The organism is Ginsengibacter hankyongi (genome assembly GCF_008710285.1).
Classification (GTDB): domain Bacteria; phylum Bacteroidota; class Bacteroidia; order Chitinophagales; family Chitinophagaceae; genus Ginsengibacter; species Ginsengibacter hankyongi.
Window position 1 is genome coordinate 637,655 of the sequence record NZ_VYQF01000001.1, and the last position, 16,349, is coordinate 654,003.

Genomic DNA, 16,349 nt, shown 5'->3' on the forward strand with positions numbered 1-16,349 from the left:
TACTCCATTACAATTCAACATTCAACATTTTACTTAGCATTCCCAGGCGTTATACCAAAATATTTTCAGTAACTGTTTGCCCGTCAAGCATACGAATAATGCGGTGACTGTAGCGTGCATCATGCTCACTATGTGTTACCATAATGATGGTTGTTCCTTGTTCGTTTAGCTCCGTTAGTAATTGCATTACTTCATTACCGTTTGATGAATCAAGGTTTCCGGTAGGCTCATCTGCCAGGATTAATTTTGGGTTATTAACTACGGCCCTCGCTACAGCTACGCGTTGCTGTTGACCACCGCTCAATTGTTGCGGATAGTGATTACGGCGATGCATGATCTGCATTTTATCCAGCACTTTTTCCACGCGTTGTTTTCTTTCATCTCCTTTTACGCCGAGATAAATTAAGGGCAATTCAACATTTTCAAAAACAGTAAGTTCATCAATAAGATTAAAACTTTGGAAAACGAAGCCAATGTTTCTTTTGCGTAAGTCAGCTCTCTTTCTTTCATTAAAATGAGCAACCTCAATACCATTAAATAAGAAACTGCCATCATCAGGATCGTCTAATAATCCAAGAATATTAAGCAATGTAGATTTGCCGCAACCTGAGGGCCCCATCACTGCAACAAATTCGCCTTCTTTCACATTAAAAGAAAGTTTATTTAAGGCAACGGTTTCCACTTCTTCCGTGCGGTAAATTTTTTCGAGGTCAGAAATTTTAATCATTGTTTTAATTTTTATTTGAGTCTTTTAGTTTTATTTATTTCTCAGATTTTTATAAAGAACCCTGCATTGTTGTAGATGGGGATAATTGTTTTACTGGTAACTTCTTCAACCTGTAATTTACTGGTTGAAAAAGAAGTACAGCTTAATTTGCAAGCTACATTTTCACTTTTAATTAATAGGGATGGAAGACACATACCTACAATTGCAATGAAGCGGTATAAAAATATTTTTTTCATAATAGTAAGTTTTAAAGTGATAGCTGTATTCATTATTTAGTTGACCCTGATTTTTATTATAGTAGCGTGGATTTTTTTTCTACTTCTTCAACACGAGCTCCTGCATATTTCCATAATTTTCATAGCTGCTTGTTACCACTTTGTCGCCTGGTTTCAATCCTTGTAAAACTTCATAATAATCAGGATTTTGGCGGCCAAGCTGGATATCTACCTTGTAAGCAGATTTTCCATCAGCGTTAACTTTAAAAATCCAGTTGCCACCTGTTTGTTGATAGAAACCTCCTTTTGGCAGTAACACAGCCTGGGTTTCGTCACTCAAGGCCAACCGAATTTGCAGCGTTTGTCCGCGGCGGATTCCTTTAGGAACAGCGCCCACAAATTCCATATCTACCTGGAAGCTCCCGTTTGTGTTTACCTGCGTATATATTTTTTTGATAACGAGTTTATAGGTTTTATCGGCAAAATCAAAGTCGCCCATAAGCCCTGTAAAAATTCGTGATATATAATGCTGATCAATATCTACTCTTACCTTAAAGCCACTCATTACATCAATTTGTCCAAGGCGTTCTCCTTTATTTTTTGATTGGCCAATTTCAGCGTCAAGAGAAGTTAATTGCCCGTCAATTGGCGCCCTCACTATAAGATCACCCACTTTTTGCCGCATTACATTTAAAGCGTTTTGCGATCCTTCAAACAACTGTCTTGCCTGGGTTACCTGTTGTTGGTTGGAGGCTGAATCCTGTTGCAGTATTTTATTGGTTAAGTTTTTCTTTTGAAGCAAATAGTTGTAATTATTTACAGCCTGCTGATATTCCTGCGAACCGATTGCTTTTTGATCGTACAGGTGTTTATCTAATTTATAAATCCGTTCCGCTTCCTTAAACTGGCTTTCTACGTCGGTCATTTGGTTAAGCTTGCTAACGGTATTTTGTTGCGCAGCGTTTTTAGAGATCTGCATTTGCGTCAGCAAATTATAAACATTGGTTTGTTGTGTTACCAGGCCTAATTGTAAATCGGTGTTAGATAATCTTAAAATCGGTTGGCCTTTTCTCATCATGGCACCGTCATCCACATATTTTTCTTCAACACGACCACCTTCCACTGCATCAAGATAAATGGTCGTAAGTGGCAAAACAATACCATTCACCGGAATAAATTCCTGGAACGGTCCCTTTGTAATTTCACTTACGGTAATTCTTTCAGTGTCTACATTCAATTTGCTGCCACCGGATGTATAATAATAACTGCCGCCAATTAAAGCTACTAGAGCAACGATACCTGCTATTGTGAGAATTCTTTTTCGAGACCAATACTTTTTTTCAATTACTCTGTCCACTGTTTATATTTAATTTTTATTGTTAAAGAATAAGGTCACCGGTTTTACCTGGTGGCCTTCGGGATTAAATGAGAAAATTCATCTGTTACTTTCGTGGCATATACTATCAACACAGTGCCATTGTTTAACGTTTTTGATATTCAATAGGTTACATTTCCCGGCTAACATTTAAATGTTCTTTACTGATACAGCAGGTGTACGGTTTTGATACACTCATTTTACCTTATTTTATCTAAAAAATTAATTGCCATGCTTTTGTATTTATGGTATAATTGCAGCAAGTTCCATCAACTGTAAAACATAAGATTAATGGAATTATGAAATTCTTTAGCAAAATTTAAAAATTCATTTACCAAATCTTATTAAAAGAAATTTTAATTTAAGATAAAACACAAATTATATTTATACTATGTTACTAAGGAACGCAACCATTTTAATTATTGATGATGATACAGACGTGTTAACCGCCGTAAGATTGTTATTAAAAACGGAGGTAAAGGAAGTAGTCACAGAAAAAAATCCCGAAAACCTCCGCTGGTTATTATCCAAACAATCGTTCGATCTTATTTTACTGGATATGAATTTTACCAGTTCTATCAATACGGGTAATGAAGGGCTGTTTTGGTTAAAAAAAATAAAAGAGTCCGGCTCGGAAGCTGCGGTAATTATGATCACAGCTTATGGGGATATTAACCTTGCAGTACGATCATTAAAAGAAGGTGCTGCAGATTTTGTTGTAAAGCCATGGCACAACGAAAAGCTTATTGAAACAATAAAAGCCACTTTAAAAGCTAAAGGCAAAACTTCCGCAAATGCGGCTGTACCGGTAATTGGTAAAGAAATGATTGGTGAATCGGAGGTTATGAATGATATTTTTTTTAAGATAGAAAAAATTGCGCCTACCGATGCAAACATTTTAATTCTTGGTGAAAATGGTACCGGTAAAGACCTTATCGCCAGGGCTATTCATCAACATTCGCTTCGAGCCGATAAACCTTTTGTAAAAGTTGATCTCGGCGCCTTAACTGAATCCATTTTTGAAAGTGAATTGTTTGGACATAAAAAGGGCTCGTTTACGGGTGCCAGTGAGGACAGGGCCGGACGGTTTGAAGCAGCAAACGGGGGCACTTTATTTCTTGATGAAATTGGAAATATTTCATTACAGCAACAGGTAAAATTATTAAGTGTTTTGCAAAACCGCCAGGTTACAAGGCTCGGAAGTAATGATCCGATTAATATAGATATTCGGCTGATATGTGCCACCAACCTCCCTATTGCAGAACTTGCCAATGAAAATCGTTTCAGGAAAGACCTTATTTACCGCATCAATACAGTAGAAATTGAAATACCGCCGTTGCGTAAAAGAGGAGATGATATTATTTTATTGGCCAAACATTTTGCCAGCCTTTATGCAAATAAATATTTAAAGCCCGAGCCGGTGTTTGATGCAAAAGCGTCGGAAAAAATGCGGCACTATCTTTTTCCCGGCAATGTGCGCGAGCTGCAATACACAATGGAAAGAGCAGTGATAATGTCGGAAGGGGAAGAATTAACGGCGAACGATTTAATATTTTCACCCATTGAATCTTCGTTACCAAAAGACCCGGAGCCTCTTGAACTTAACTTAAGCACACTCGAAAAAAATACCATTTTAAAAGTAATAGAAAAACATAACGGCAACATCAGCAGGGCCGCCAAAGAACTTGGCCTTACAAGAACAGCATTATACAGGAGGCTGAGCAAATATGATATTTAAGATATGGAAAATAGTTGTTGTCGGTCTGAGCCTGTCGAAGACCGGAACTAATAATCAATATTTAATAACAGGTTTAATAATCGCGTAAGAAGAATGTCTAACTCATTTGTGCAAAATACAGGCTGGCGGATATTTATAAGAATATTTTTATTATTTGTAACCATTACTGCGTTCGCGTTTCTATTCGTGAACCAGTTGTACGTGTACCTTGTTTTACTTGTTCCCGTAATATCTTATCAATTGGTGGAATTATATCGCTTTCAACGAAAGGCACAGGATGAATTGCAACAGTTTGTTGAGTCTATCCATTACCGTGACTTCTCACGCTATTTTGATGTAAAGCATGCTCCTGCTGAGTTACAGCCACTTCGTGAAGGATTCAATCAAATTAATTCTACGTTTAAGGTTATCAGTAAGGAGAAAGAAACCCAATATCAATACCTGCAAAAAATATTAGAATTAGTTGATACCGGTATCCTGTCTTATGAAGGCGAAAATGGTGAAGTGCTCTGGATGAATGAATCTTTAAAAAAAATGTTGCAGGTCCCTTATTTAAAAACAATTCATTCACTTGCAAAAAGAGATCATGAACTTTACGAAGACATTATCGCATTAAAGCCAGGTGACGGAAAAATTACCAAAGCGCATCTTGAAAAAGGTTCTTTCAAAGTATTATTATCTGCAACCGCTTTTCAAACTGAAGGAAAAAAATTCAAGCTCATTGCATTCCAAAATATCAACGAAGCGTTGGACGAGACAGAATCGAAAGCATGGCAAAAATTACTGAGCGTGATGACCCATGAAATCATGAATTCGGTGGCGCCTATTTCTTCCCTTGCAGACACTTTAAAAAACAGGCTGGAAAAATCGGTATCGCATATGACTAATAAATCTTCGGCGGTGCACGATCTTGAGTTAGGCATTGAAACTATTAAAAGGCGTAGTGAAGGATTATTAAAATTTGCGGAGACCTACAGAAACCTGAATAAAATTACAACGCCCAATTTAAAAGCCATTTATGTAAGGGATTTGTTCGAGGGATTGCACCAGTTAATGGAACCTACGCTCGTACAAAAAAATATAGAACTCGACATTGTTTTAAAAGATACAGATCTTTTGCTGCAGGCCGATACAAGCCTTGTAGAGCAGGTACTTATTAACCTAATTGTAAATGCAATTGAAGCCGTGAAAGATAATCCCGAGCCGCAAATTATTTTATCTGCGTCACTTTTGCCTAATCGAAAAATTATAGTTAAAGTGGCAGATAACGGCTCAGGGATGAGCGAAGAAATTATGGATAAAATATTTATTCCTTTTTTTAGTACCAAGAAAAACGGAAGCGGCATCGGGCTGAGTTTATGCAAACAGATTATGATGCTCCATAAAGGAAACATTACTGTTCAGTCAAGGCTGGCCGAGGGCACAGTGTTTAGTTTGCAGTTTTAAACAATTAGGTTAAAAAATTCGTCTAATATTAACCGTTATATACCAATGCTGTACGGCGAAAAACGAACTGAGTTGCAAACACCTTAATTATTTTTCGAGGAGATAAAGAAGCTTAATTTCATCACCGCACCTAAACACGCGCTTACTCCTTTCATCAGCTTTCATACGGGTCGCGAATAACCACTTTAAAAAAATAATTGAAGAAATGTTTACATGCGATTATAAAAATTATTATTTTCAGTTTTTATAACGATGCCTGAAACAATGATCCATCCGGAATTAATATTGCTTACAACAACTTCTCATAACCATTTTCTTATAAAAAACAAACTGCTATATGAATACAATTAACCGTAAACAGCTTTTTCTTGCCAGTCGCATTGCGCTTATTGTAACCGCCATGACCTTTGCCTTCAGGGCATCCCTTGAAGGTGTATGGAGCACCCAGTTCGTTTTATCGAAAGAACAACTCGGCTGGATATTTAGCCCTGCATTCTGGGGCTTCACGCTTGCCATGATCTTTGGCGGCCCTCTTTGTGATATTATTGGCATGAAACGTTTATTGGGATTTGCGTTTATGGGGCATGTAGCCGGCATCGTTATGTATCTTATTGCCAAAGATGCTACTATGCTGTTTATTGGCACCGTATGTATTGGCGTTGGTAACGGCATGGTGGAGGCCGCATGTAATCCTTTAACGGTTACATTATTCCCTGAAAATAAAACCACAATGCTTAACCGCTTCCATGTTTGGTTCCCCGGAGGTATAGTTATAGGCGGTTTGCTTTCTTATGTAATGATTGAAAAAATGCATTTGGACTGGCGTATTTTAATTGCGTCTCTCTTCATTCCCGCAATTATTTACGGCTACCTGTTTTTGAAATTAAAATTTCCGCAAACTGAAAGAGTAACGAGTGGCGTAAGCACTAAGCAAATGTTTTCTGCATGCATAAAGCCGTTATTTATTATAATGGTTATTTGTATGCTGATGACCGGCGCAACAGAGTTAGGCACCAACACATGGATTGTTGCGTTGTTGCAGGGAGCTAATGTTTCGGGTATATTAATTCTTGTTTTTATAAATGGGCTAATGGCATTAGGACGTTCATTTGCAGGCCCTGTTGTTCACCGGCTTAATCCAAACGGCATGTTGATATTCTCTTCATTGTTTGCAGGCATCGGGCTGATATTATTAAGCATAGTAAGCGGTCCGGCGGCTTTTGCAGCAGCATTTGTTTTTGCAGTTGGAGTTTGTTTTTTCTGGCCTACTATGCTGGGATTTGTATCAGAATATCTTCCGGATACCGGAGCACTCGGTCTTTCAATAATGGGCGGGGCTGGTATGTTTTCTACGTCTCTCATCGTTCCCATTATGGGACACTGGTATGATAACTTCCACGCCAATGCCATCAGTTCCGGCGCCAATGCAGCAGCAGCGGATGCGATTGCCGGTTCTAATACGTTTTTGAAAGTGGCTATAATGCCGGCTATTTTATTAGTAGTTTTTACAATTATTTATTTCAGCAGGAAGAATTTTTATAAAAAACATCATGATGATAAAGCGGCTGCAAAGGGCGCTTCAGAAGCAATAGCGTGATGATTCGTCTGTATAAAAACAGGCTATTCTAACTATTCTAAAGAGAATTTTTATAAATTAGTTTATATCCACATATAAACGATAACAAAAATCTTTATACAATTAGAAATCTTATCAAAACTATTCCAACAATAGCGATCTCGTTGGTGTGGCTTATCAATGGACTATTCTGTAAAGTATTAAACCTTGTTCCCCGTCACCAATTGATTGTTGCACGGATACTCGGCCATGAATATTCATGGATCGCCACAAAAACAATTGGGATACTCGAAATATTAATGGCGATATGGATTGTAAGTAAAATAAATTCCGGGCTTTGTACATTAACGCAAATTGTTATCATCGCAACTATGAATACAATTGAATTTATACTTGCTCCGGATCTTCTTTTATTTGGACATATAAACGCTCTTGTTGCAACATGCTTTATTCTTAATCAGTTATTTTAATAAATCCCAATAACCGAACATTCTAAAGTTATTAGGGCATAAATACTTGGTCACAAAAATCTTCTCCAACTTTCTTAATTTTAATTTCATTATATAATAATTCCTTCATGAAAAAACTTTTCCTTTCATTTATAACTATAACCTGTTTTTTTTCTTTCGTTAATGCACAAAAAGACAGCTCGCTTCTTTATAAAAAAACCAGTGTTATGATTCCCATGCGTGACGGGATAAAACTTTTTACCGTTATCATCGCTCCTGTTGCGGCAAAAGAACCATCACCTTTTTTAATTCAGCGCACACCTTACGGCGCCAATGTTCCTATTCCGGATGATTCAATTATTTCTATTCCCAAAGAATCTTATTTGGCTCCTCTGGCGGCAGAAGGTTACATTTTTATATTCCAGGATATTCGTGGAAAATATAAAAGCGAAGGGACAATGCAGATACACCAGCCATTGATTCATGCTACCCAAAAAGGAAGTATTGATGAAAGCACCGACACATACGACGCCATTGACTGGCTCCTGAAAAATGTTCCAAACAATAATGGCAAGGCTGGCATATATGGCATTTCATATCCGGGCTGGCTGGCGCTGGTTGGTTCTGTTGATCCGCACCCGGCCTTGAAAGTCGCTTCAGAACAGGCTTGTATGGGCGATCTTTTTTTAGGCGATGATTTTCATCATAACGGCGCTTTTCGTTTAAGCTATGGAATGGAATATACTTATGAAGTGGAACATGATAAAACAACTGACAGTGATTTTCCTTTTCCTCAATTTGATTTGTTCGACTGGTATTTAAAGCTTGGCTCACTGAAAAGTGTAAACGAAAAATATTTTCATAATACCATTCCTACCTGGAACAATTTTGTTAAGCATCCTGATTACGATTCGTTCTGGCAAAAGAATTCCCCACTCAGTTATATAAAATATCCGCAAATACCACAATTGCATGTAGGCGGCTACTTCGACCAGGAAGATATTAACGGGCCGCAACTGATGTATGGCCAGATGGAAAAGAAAGACACTTTCAATCGCAATCATATTGTTTTAGGACCGTGGAATCATGGACAGTGGGGCCGTGGCAAAGGCGATAGCCTGGGTAAAATATCTTTTGAAAGTAATACCGGAGTTTGGTTTCGTGAGTTGCAAAAGAAATGGTTTGATTATTACCTGAAAGGAATTGGCGACGGTAAATTTGACGAAGCATATTGTTTTCAAACCGGCACCAATAAATGGAAAACATACAATACATGGCCACCCAAAGAAGCAATTATTAAAAAAGTGTATGCCTCGGCAAACAATAAAGCTTCGTTTACGGCTCCCGTTAGTGCGAGGGGACAAGTAAGTTTTATCAGCGATCCGGCACATCCTGTACCTTACCGAACTTTACCCATCGAGGCAACTTATGGGAAAGGAAGCCGCTGGAAACCGTGGCAGGTAGAAGATCAGCACTTCGTTTATACGAGGCCCGATGTTATAAGTTTTACGTTAGATTCTCTTACAGAAAATTTGACTGTCACAGGGAAAATAACAGCACATCTTTTTGCAAGCACCACAGGTACAGATGCAGACTGGATTGTAAAGCTGATTGATGTATATCCTGATTTTGATCAAGAAAATTTTTTGATGAGCGATTACCAATTGCCTGTGGCAATGGAAGTATTCAGGGGGAGATTCAGAAAAAGTTTTTCAAAGCCGGAACCGATTGTCCCAAACAAACCGGAAGAGTTTGTAATTGATTTGCATGACATCAATCATGTTTTTTTAAAAGGGCATCGCATCATGATACAAATACAAAGCACCTGGTTTCCATTGATAGACCGGAACCCTCAAAAATTTATACCGAATATTTTCGAAGCAAAAGAAAGTGATTTCACTAAAGCAACCCATACGATTTATTTTACAGAAAAATATCCTACTTATATTGAGTTGCCGGTAATGAAGAATTGATTATTTTTTAATAAAGCAAAATAATGAATTTAAATTTTATGGCCGGGGCATTTTTAAATTAATCAGCCCATGCCTTTCTTAAAAATCTTAACCAGTTACCATGCATAATATTTTCAACATCTACTTTGGAATAACCCCGCTTGTAAAATAGAGATGGCAACTTTTGAAGATCGGAAATTGTTTCCAGGTCATAAGCGCATTGTTCACGGCCGAAAGCGCCATCGAGATCAGTACCGATTCCAATGTGCAATGCATTTCCCGCCAACTGGCAAATATGATCGAAATGATCAATAATTTTTTCAAGATGGCAATTCATTTCTTTTGGTGAGGATATGCCTCTTTGCCAATTTGGTACCATCATCCATGCATCTAACGCTCCGCCAATAACGGCGCCTCTTTCAATCAACGCTTTTATTTGTTCATCGCTAAATTGCCGGTTGTGATTTACGATCGCTCTTACATTATTATGGCTCGCCCAAACAGGGCCGTTAAAATTAGCCAGCACCTGCCAGAAAACATCATCACATAAATGCGTTGCATCCAGGATAATATTCAACCTTTCCATTTCTTTAAGCAATGCAATTCCATTCGCTTTCATTAGTCCTGTCGCATCTGTTCCATTGGCATAACGGCCTTCACCATAATGCGCAGGACCTATGGCACGCAAACCATAACTCCATGCACGTTCAACATGCTCAATAGTAACTAATGAATCTGCACCTTCCAGGCTTAAAATATATCCAATCGGTTTTTCCTGATTACTATTTCCGTCATTCCATAAAGCAAGTTGATTTTCAAGAGATGGTAAATTGTTGATTTGAATAATTTCGCCATCTTCTTCCATCGCTTTATACCATGCAAGCTGGGCTTGCGTTTGCGCCCAGGCCTGTTCGGGCGAATTCCAACCCGGTAAAGGATTTGAAGGAGCTACATAACGTGCGATTTGTGTTGCCACAACTAACCCAATATTTCCCCTTCTCAATTCAGGAAAAGAAACAGTTGCATTCCCGCGATCAGGCTTGTCCGTTAGTCCTTTTTCTCTTTCATTAATTTCATTAACAGGCTTTCTCAAATCACGGTTCCATTCCATCGCATTCATGCTAAGATCGAGATGTGCATCAATTATAAACATGCTTCGTCAATTGAAAATTTATAAATTATTCCCTGCCACGTTTCAGTTTTTTTATTACTAATTAGAGATTAATCTTCCTGTCTCTTGAAATCATTTTCCATTCACCACTTACTATATTATTTTGAATTACTGGTGCCCGTTCGTATAAAGCAACAGTTGGGCAAATATGGTAAGGGAACCCATATAATACATCCCCAATTTTATAAGAATGGTCTTTCGGTGCTTCCACAATCAAATGCTCTTCACTCTGGCCGATGAATTTTAATTCCGGTGCATTTAAAAAATAAACACGATTGTCTAAAGCATTCTCTGATGCAATTGATTTATGGCCCAGGTCAAGGCAAAGTTTTGTATCAGAAGGCAAGGAAATAATTCTGCTGATTACTAAAGCTGCCGGAATAAAAGCCTGCTCTTTACAGGTAAGCAGGTAGCCTTTATCCCAATAAATAAACGTTCCAGGGCTGCATTCAATTTTTTTTCTTTTAGCATGAATAGGAAAGGTAGGTGAGCCGCCTGCAACTATTATTGGTTCAGGAAATCCATCGCCGAGCAAAGTATTTTGCATTTGCAAAACCGGCTCAAATGCTTCGTCACATTCAATGGTACGTTGTTGAATATCCGGGTTACGGATGTGGCCATCATACGCGTGTAAGCCGATCATTTTTATTCCGGGAATATTATTACAAGCTTTATAAAGCTCAATTGCTTCATCACCAGGAGTAATTCCGGTACGGTTCATGCCGATGTTCAAATCAATAAAAACTGGTATCACTATATTATTCGCTTTGGCTTCAGCTCCAATATTTTTTGCAGAAATAATATTATCAACAAGACATGAAAATTTTGTCGATGGGTATCGCTTAATAATTTCTATAAATCGCATTAACTTGGGACCTGCGGGTTGGTACGCCAACAACACATCAAGCGCTAAACTTAATGCAAGCATTTCCGCTTCAGCAATGGTAGCACACTTGAATTTAGTTATGCCTGCTCTCATCAACAAAGCTGTTGCTTCTTTTGATTTGTGCGTTTTTACATGCGGGCGCAATCTCCTAACATCATCAATCATTGAAAGCAAAGTGCTGATATTTTCAAGTACCCTATCCTGGTAAATAACCAAAGCAGGAGAGTCAATTGTATCTATGTCATTAATCAAATACCAGCTATTCCCTGTTTTATCGTTAGTCATTTTCATAATTAATATAATTCGAATAAAGCTTCAATCTCTACGGGGATATTTCCTGGTAAAGATCCCATGCCTACAGCACTCCGCACTCCTACCCCATTTTCTTTGCCCCATACTTTTTCAAATAATTCGCTGCAGCCATTAATAACATAAGGATGTTTTTCAAAATCCGGGGTGCAGTTTACCATTCCCAGAACTTTTATCACACGTTTTATTGTATCGAGGCTGCCAAGATTAGTAACTATTGTTGAGAGAATCGTTAAGCCAACCTGTTGTGCGGCCATCTTTCCCTGTTCCATGTTAATATCAACGCCTACCCTTCCGGTAATTAATGTTCCACCGTTTTGAACAGGGCCGTGTCCGGAAATATAAAGATGCTTCCCATCGATAAGAAACGGCTTATAAACACCCATTGGGCTTGGAGCGGGTGGCAGCGTGAAACCAGTTTGCTTGAAATTCTCTGAAGGGCTTTCAGTATTCATACTTAATTGTTTTTTAATTATACAAAAATGTTTAAAATTAATACACCGGCTAAGCCGACAAGCGAAATAATCGTTTCCATCATCGTCCACGAACGAATGGTGTCTTTTATACTGACGTTGAAATATTCTTTGAACATCCAGAAACCGGAATCATTTACATGAGAAAATGCAAGGCTTCCGGCACCTATTGAAAGTACCATTAAATTTGGATTAACATGGCCTTGTAAAATCAATGGTGCTAAAATACCCGCCGTAGTTAAACCGGCCACTGTAGCAGATCCTACACAAATTCTGATAATCGCTGCAATAAGCCACGCAAGAATCAACGGGTGAATATTCACGTGATTTAACTGAGCGGCAATTTCCTGGCTGATGCCGCTATCCGTAAGAACCTGCTTTAACGCTCCGGAACTTCCAATGATCAACAAAATCATAGCAATATCCTTTACTGATTCTGCATAAGTTGACATAACACTTTTAATGCTGCTACCTTGTTTAATACCGAGTGTGTAAGTAGCAACCGATAATGATATTAGCATAACAACGGCGGGTTCAGCTAAAAATGAAACCACCTTACCAAATGAAGTAGCGGGTGAAACAAAATTGGCAACAAGCGTCGCGATCATTAAAAGAACGACGGGCAAGAGAGCCGATAAAAAGCTACTCACTGTTCCGGGTAAGCGATCTTCCGGAAGACTTGTTCCATGAAAAGTTTCCAAAGGCACAGAATGAATATTCTTTAAAGTTCGTGAAAACAAAGGCCCTGCAATAATAATAGCAGGTATGGCAATGATGAGTCCATAGATTAACGTTAATCCCATATTCGCATGAAACTGAACAACCAAAGCCGTAGGTGACGGATGTGGGGGCAGAAAACCAAATGTAACAGATAACGCTGCCAGCATAGGGAGGCCTATGTAAACAGCCGGCAATTTATATTGATATACAACTGAAAATATAAGTGGTATCATCAATACAAAACCAACTCCATAAAATAACGGGATGCCAATAATGAAACCCGTAACAACCAAAGCCCATTGAATGTATTTAACACCAAATGCTTTCATCATTACGGATGCTATTTTTTGCGCTGCACCGCTATCAGCCACTAACTTGCCAAGCATAGCACCTAATGCAATTATAATTACCAGCGAGCCCAAAGTATCACCAATTCCAAATTGAACAGAAGCAATAACCTTGTTGAACGGAATTCCCAATAAAAGGCCCGCAGCAATTGATACTATAAGAAATGCAAGAAATGGATTGATCTTGCCCCAGGTGATCATCAAAACAAGACCGGCAATGCACAAAAAAATAATCAGGAAAGTCATTGGCAATTTTCAATAAATGTATTTATAAACCTTAATAATCTATCCAACTATTTTTTAGTATTAATTTTTTAAAAAATTATTGCTGAATTTATTTTATTTGCACCAATTCAGATCGTTTTAAATGTATAATTCAAAATAAAACTTAATGAACATTCAGCAGGCATATAACAACTGGGCTTCACATTATGATACCAACCACAATAAAACGAGAGATCTCGAGGCAATTGCATTTCGTGAAATGTTATCAGGCATTTCATTCGATTCGGTTTTAGAAGTTGGTTGCGGAACCGGGAAGAACACAACCTGGCTTATGGAAAAAGCTAAACATGTAATGGCTGTCGATCTTTCCGAAGAGATGCTTGCAAAAGCTAAAGAAAAAATTAAATCAGACCATGTTGACTTTATACAAACAGATATAAAAAATGAATGGACGTTTACTAATCAATTATATGACCTGGTAAGTTTCAGTCTCGTGCTTGAGCATATTCAAAATCTTGATCCTGTTTTTAACGAAGTCTCGAAGAAATTAATACCGGGGGGATATGTTTATATCGGCGAGTTGCATCCATTTAAACAATATGCAGGAACGAAAGCAAGATTCGATACCGAAGACGGACAACAGGTAGTAGAATGTTTTAATCATCATATTTCTGAATTTATTCAAACTGCAAAAAAGTATCAATTAATGCCGGTTGATATACTGGAATATTTCGACGAAAATGATACCAGTGAAATTCCAAGGATACTTTCTATCCTGTTACAACAAAAAGCTACAGGCATCTAAAAAGGCTTGTATTTTTAGTTTCATTTTCTGCTGCAATAAAACTTTTATTTCTTTGTACTAAATATTATAAGATGGATCAGACACTTCTGGGAATTGGAACGAGGCTGCAGCACACTATTCATGGGCCCGGAGTAATTGTCGGCATCCGGTATGCTACTTATCTTGTCTCTTTTATACATCATGGAATTATTGAAGTAGATAAAACAGATAATAAGCTGGATGATATTCAACCGGAAAATGTAAGTGAAGAAATAGAAACCAATTCTGATATCGAAAAATCATTATTAAAAATATTACGTTTGTGGGGCGACGTTAGTGAGATAGTTAAGTTGGGCGACAGGTGGATTGGCGGCATCATGTTGCTACAACCGAAAGACACTTCATTGAAGCCAAAAGAAATCCCGATTGAAATATTTTTTCATAAAATAGTTATGGCGAGAGACCGGCTTCGGGTGCTCGAACAAAATATAAACAGTAATAAGAATCTTAGTGACGAGGAAAAGGTAAATCTTCAACAATACATTACACGCATCTATGGTTCATTCACCACATTTAATGTGTTGTTTAAAAATAAAGAACATTGGTTTGTGGGGGATAAGCCGGGGCAGGATTAAGAGCCTCACCTCAACTCCTCTCCTAGGGAGAAGGCCAATATCGCAGGCATTCAACTAATATTTTTTTCTCTTTTAAAAAGATCAATCGTTTTATTAGTTATAAGAGGGCGTGCCCAAAAACCAATGCTAAGAATATATCCCATGGTTAAATAAATGAAAAGCATACCGGCTCTAAGCCCGAAATGATCGCCCAGCCAGCCAATGATTAAAGGAATTACAGCGCCGCCGATGATACCGGTAACAAGTATTCCTGCAAACGAGCCGTGATGTTCTTTAACTGAATTTAATGCCAATGAAAAAATACCGGGATACATTACCGAAGCAAAAAAGCCAACTAACGGGAAAGCTATAAGCGAAATTTTAGCTGATCCGTAAAGTGCCAGGGTTAAACTTACCAAAGCGAGCAATGTAAAACTGATCAATACTTTTCGCTGATCCATAATTTTTAAAAGCAACAATCCAATAACGCCACCTGCAGTCATCAATCCCCAGAAATAAGCAACAGCATTGGCTCCTGTCGTTTGTGGGTTGTAACCATGATAAGTGTATAAGAATTGAGATATCCAGTTTGCCACGCCCTGTTCTGTGCCTACATAACAAAATATCCCGATAAAGAAAAGGATAACAACGGGCTTCTTAAATAACATAATATGCGTTTGCAATGCACCTGCTTTCTCATCTGTATTCAATTCAACCTTTGGAAATTTTGAAAACAAAATAATAAGAATCATCAGCAGGCATATAACTGTAAACACCCAATAGAGCGATATCCACGGAAGATCGGCAGGAACAAACGAACTGAATATACTTAGAAAACTACCTTGTGCATTTTCACTATTATTAAGATGCAAAACAAAATAAGAATATACGTTCGGGCTAATGAAAGAAGCGATGCCAAAAATTAATTGAGCCATCACCGAATTAAATGAGTAATGTTCTTCGCCACCGGACGTCCTCAATAAGGGATTGATTACAACCTGCAACATGGCCATTCCGGAACCAATTAGAAAGAGAGAGATTACTGCTGTTAAATAATTTGGAACTAATGCCAATAAGAGTGCACCAAAGAAAGCCACAATAAATCCTGTTATCATGATCTTCTTCTCTTTATATTTTTCTACCAGCATTCCTGTGGGAATGGAAACAACTCCGTAAGCAATAAAAAAAGCAAATGGCAACAATGCTACCAACGTAAGGCTCAAATGAAATCCTTTAATAATATCGGGCATTAAAGGGCCGATGATGTTTGTAAGGAAAGAGATTACAAAAAATGTAAGCATGATGAGGCTTACAATGTAGTAGTTACGTTTCATAATAAATA

Annotated in this window: 15 protein-coding genes; 7 read left to right on the top strand and 8 right to left on the bottom strand. The window is 38.0% G+C overall.

What is annotated here, in order from left to right; genetic code table 11:
- Positions 1-49 precede the first annotated feature (49 nt).
- The 3 genes from FW778_RS02685 to FW778_RS02695 all read right to left on the bottom strand — a co-directional run bounded on the left by FW778_RS02685 (position 50) and on the right by FW778_RS02695 (position 2,299).
- Positions 50-727 carry an ABC transporter ATP-binding protein gene (locus FW778_RS02685; RefSeq protein WP_150413051.1) on the bottom strand — a complete coding sequence of 226 codons (678 nt, stop codon included), beginning with the start codon at positions 725-727 and terminating at the stop codon, positions 50-52.
- Positions 728-768: 41 nt separating this feature from the next.
- Positions 769-963, bottom strand: a complete 195-nt coding sequence (locus tag FW778_RS02690) for a hypothetical protein (protein WP_150413052.1) — start codon at positions 961-963, stop codon at positions 769-771.
- Between the two features lie 79 nt (positions 964-1,042).
- Positions 1,043-2,299 carry an efflux RND transporter periplasmic adaptor subunit gene (locus FW778_RS02695; RefSeq protein ID WP_150413053.1) on the bottom strand — a complete coding sequence of 419 codons (1,257 nt, stop codon included), beginning with the start codon at positions 2,297-2,299 and terminating at the stop codon, positions 1,043-1,045.
- A 409-nt stretch (positions 2,300-2,708) separates the two neighbouring features.
- On the opposite strand from FW778_RS02695, the gene FW778_RS02700 reads away from it, so the two are divergent.
- From FW778_RS02700 to FW778_RS02720, 5 genes are all read left to right on the top strand, one after another.
- Positions 2,709-4,055 (top strand): sigma-54-dependent transcriptional regulator, encoded by a 1,347-nt coding sequence (locus tag FW778_RS02700; RefSeq protein WP_150413054.1) that lies wholly within the window; start codon positions 2,709-2,711, stop codon positions 4,053-4,055.
- A gap of 93 nt (positions 4,056-4,148) precedes the next feature.
- Positions 4,149-5,501: a sensor histidine kinase gene (locus FW778_RS02705; protein WP_150413055.1), complete on the top strand. Its 1,353-nt coding sequence runs from the start codon at positions 4,149-4,151 to the stop codon at positions 5,499-5,501.
- A 337-nt stretch (positions 5,502-5,838) separates the two neighbouring features.
- The gene (locus FW778_RS02710; protein WP_150413056.1) at positions 5,839-7,098 is read left to right on the top strand and encodes an MFS transporter; all 1,260 of its coding nucleotides are present in this window, start codon (positions 5,839-5,841) and stop codon (positions 7,096-7,098) included.
- A 146-nt stretch (positions 7,099-7,244) separates the two neighbouring features.
- On the top strand, positions 7,245-7,547 hold the full coding sequence (locus tag FW778_RS02715) for a DoxX-like family protein (protein ID WP_235906008.1): 303 nt from the start codon (positions 7,245-7,247) through the stop codon (positions 7,545-7,547).
- Between the two features lie 107 nt (positions 7,548-7,654).
- Positions 7,655-9,499, top strand: coding sequence for a CocE/NonD family hydrolase (locus tag FW778_RS02720; protein ID WP_150413058.1), 1,845 nt, complete (start codon positions 7,655-7,657; stop codon positions 9,497-9,499).
- Between the two features lie 58 nt (positions 9,500-9,557).
- Here the strand turns inward: FW778_RS02720 and FW778_RS02725 are convergent, their stop codons facing one another.
- The 4 genes from FW778_RS02725 to FW778_RS02740 form a co-directional block, all read right to left on the bottom strand.
- Entirely contained in the window at positions 9,558-10,631 is a 1,074-nt protein-coding gene (locus FW778_RS02725; protein WP_150413059.1) for a dipeptidase, read from the bottom strand.
- Positions 10,632-10,692: 61 nt separating this feature from the next.
- A complete protein-coding gene (locus FW778_RS02730; protein ID WP_235906009.1) occupies positions 10,693-11,826 on the bottom strand; it encodes a D-TA family PLP-dependent enzyme in 1,134 nt (377 codons plus the stop codon).
- Positions 11,827-11,828: 2 nt separating this feature from the next.
- Positions 11,829-12,299 (bottom strand): RidA family protein, encoded by a 471-nt coding sequence (locus FW778_RS02735; protein ID WP_150413060.1) that lies wholly within the window; start codon positions 12,297-12,299, stop codon positions 11,829-11,831.
- Positions 12,300-12,316: 17 nt separating this feature from the next.
- A complete protein-coding gene (locus tag FW778_RS02740; protein ID WP_150413061.1) occupies positions 12,317-13,630 on the bottom strand; it encodes a gluconate:H+ symporter in 1,314 nt (437 codons plus the stop codon).
- A gap of 145 nt (positions 13,631-13,775) precedes the next feature.
- On the opposite strand from FW778_RS02740, the gene FW778_RS02745 reads away from it, so the two are divergent.
- Positions 13,776-14,414 (top strand): class I SAM-dependent methyltransferase, encoded by a 639-nt coding sequence (locus FW778_RS02745; protein ID WP_150413062.1) that lies wholly within the window; start codon positions 13,776-13,778, stop codon positions 14,412-14,414.
- Positions 14,415-14,485: 71 nt separating this feature from the next.
- Complete coding sequence (locus tag FW778_RS02750; protein WP_150413063.1) at positions 14,486-15,028, top strand: hypothetical protein; 543 nt, start codon at positions 14,486-14,488, stop codon at positions 15,026-15,028.
- A 50-nt stretch (positions 15,029-15,078) separates the two neighbouring features.
- Here FW778_RS02750 and FW778_RS02755 read toward each other — a convergent pair whose 3' ends face one another.
- Entirely contained in the window at positions 15,079-16,341 is a 1,263-nt protein-coding gene (locus FW778_RS02755; protein ID WP_150413064.1) for a sugar MFS transporter, read from the bottom strand.
- Between the last annotated feature and the right edge of the window lie 8 nt (positions 16,342-16,349).

Excerpts from the sequence above, each read along its gene's own strand:
- FW778_RS02685 (WP_150413051.1), bottom strand. The coding sequence starts at position 727 with ATGATTAAAATTTCTGACCTCGAAAAAATTTACCGCACGGAAGAAGTG.
- FW778_RS02690 (WP_150413052.1), bottom strand. The coding sequence starts at position 963 with ATGAAAAAAATATTTTTATACCGCTTCATTGCAATTGTAGGTATGTGT.
- FW778_RS02700 (WP_150413054.1), top strand. The coding sequence starts at position 2,709 with ATGTTACTAAGGAACGCAACCATTTTAATTATTGATGATGATACAGAC.
- FW778_RS02705 (WP_150413055.1), top strand. The coding sequence starts at position 4,149 with ATGTCTAACTCATTTGTGCAAAATACAGGCTGGCGGATATTTATAAGA.
- FW778_RS02710 (WP_150413056.1), top strand. The coding sequence starts at position 5,839 with ATGAATACAATTAACCGTAAACAGCTTTTTCTTGCCAGTCGCATTGCG.
- FW778_RS02720 (WP_150413058.1), top strand. The coding sequence starts at position 7,655 with ATGAAAAAACTTTTCCTTTCATTTATAACTATAACCTGTTTTTTTTCT.
- FW778_RS02725 (WP_150413059.1), bottom strand. The coding sequence starts at position 10,631 with ATGTTTATAATTGATGCACATCTCGATCTTAGCATGAATGCGATGGAA.
- FW778_RS02730 (WP_235906009.1), bottom strand. The coding sequence starts at position 11,826 with ATGAAAATGACTAACGATAAAACAGGGAATAGCTGGTATTTGATTAAT.
- FW778_RS02735 (WP_150413060.1), bottom strand. The coding sequence starts at position 12,299 with ATGAATACTGAAAGCCCTTCAGAGAATTTCAAGCAAACTGGTTTCACG.
- FW778_RS02740 (WP_150413061.1), bottom strand. The coding sequence starts at position 13,630 with ATGACTTTCCTGATTATTTTTTTGTGCATTGCCGGTCTTGTTTTGATG.
- FW778_RS02745 (WP_150413062.1), top strand. The coding sequence starts at position 13,776 with ATGAACATTCAGCAGGCATATAACAACTGGGCTTCACATTATGATACC.
- FW778_RS02750 (WP_150413063.1), top strand. The coding sequence starts at position 14,486 with ATGGATCAGACACTTCTGGGAATTGGAACGAGGCTGCAGCACACTATT.
- FW778_RS02755 (WP_150413064.1), bottom strand. The coding sequence starts at position 16,341 with ATGAAACGTAACTACTACATTGTAAGCCTCATCATGCTTACATTTTTT.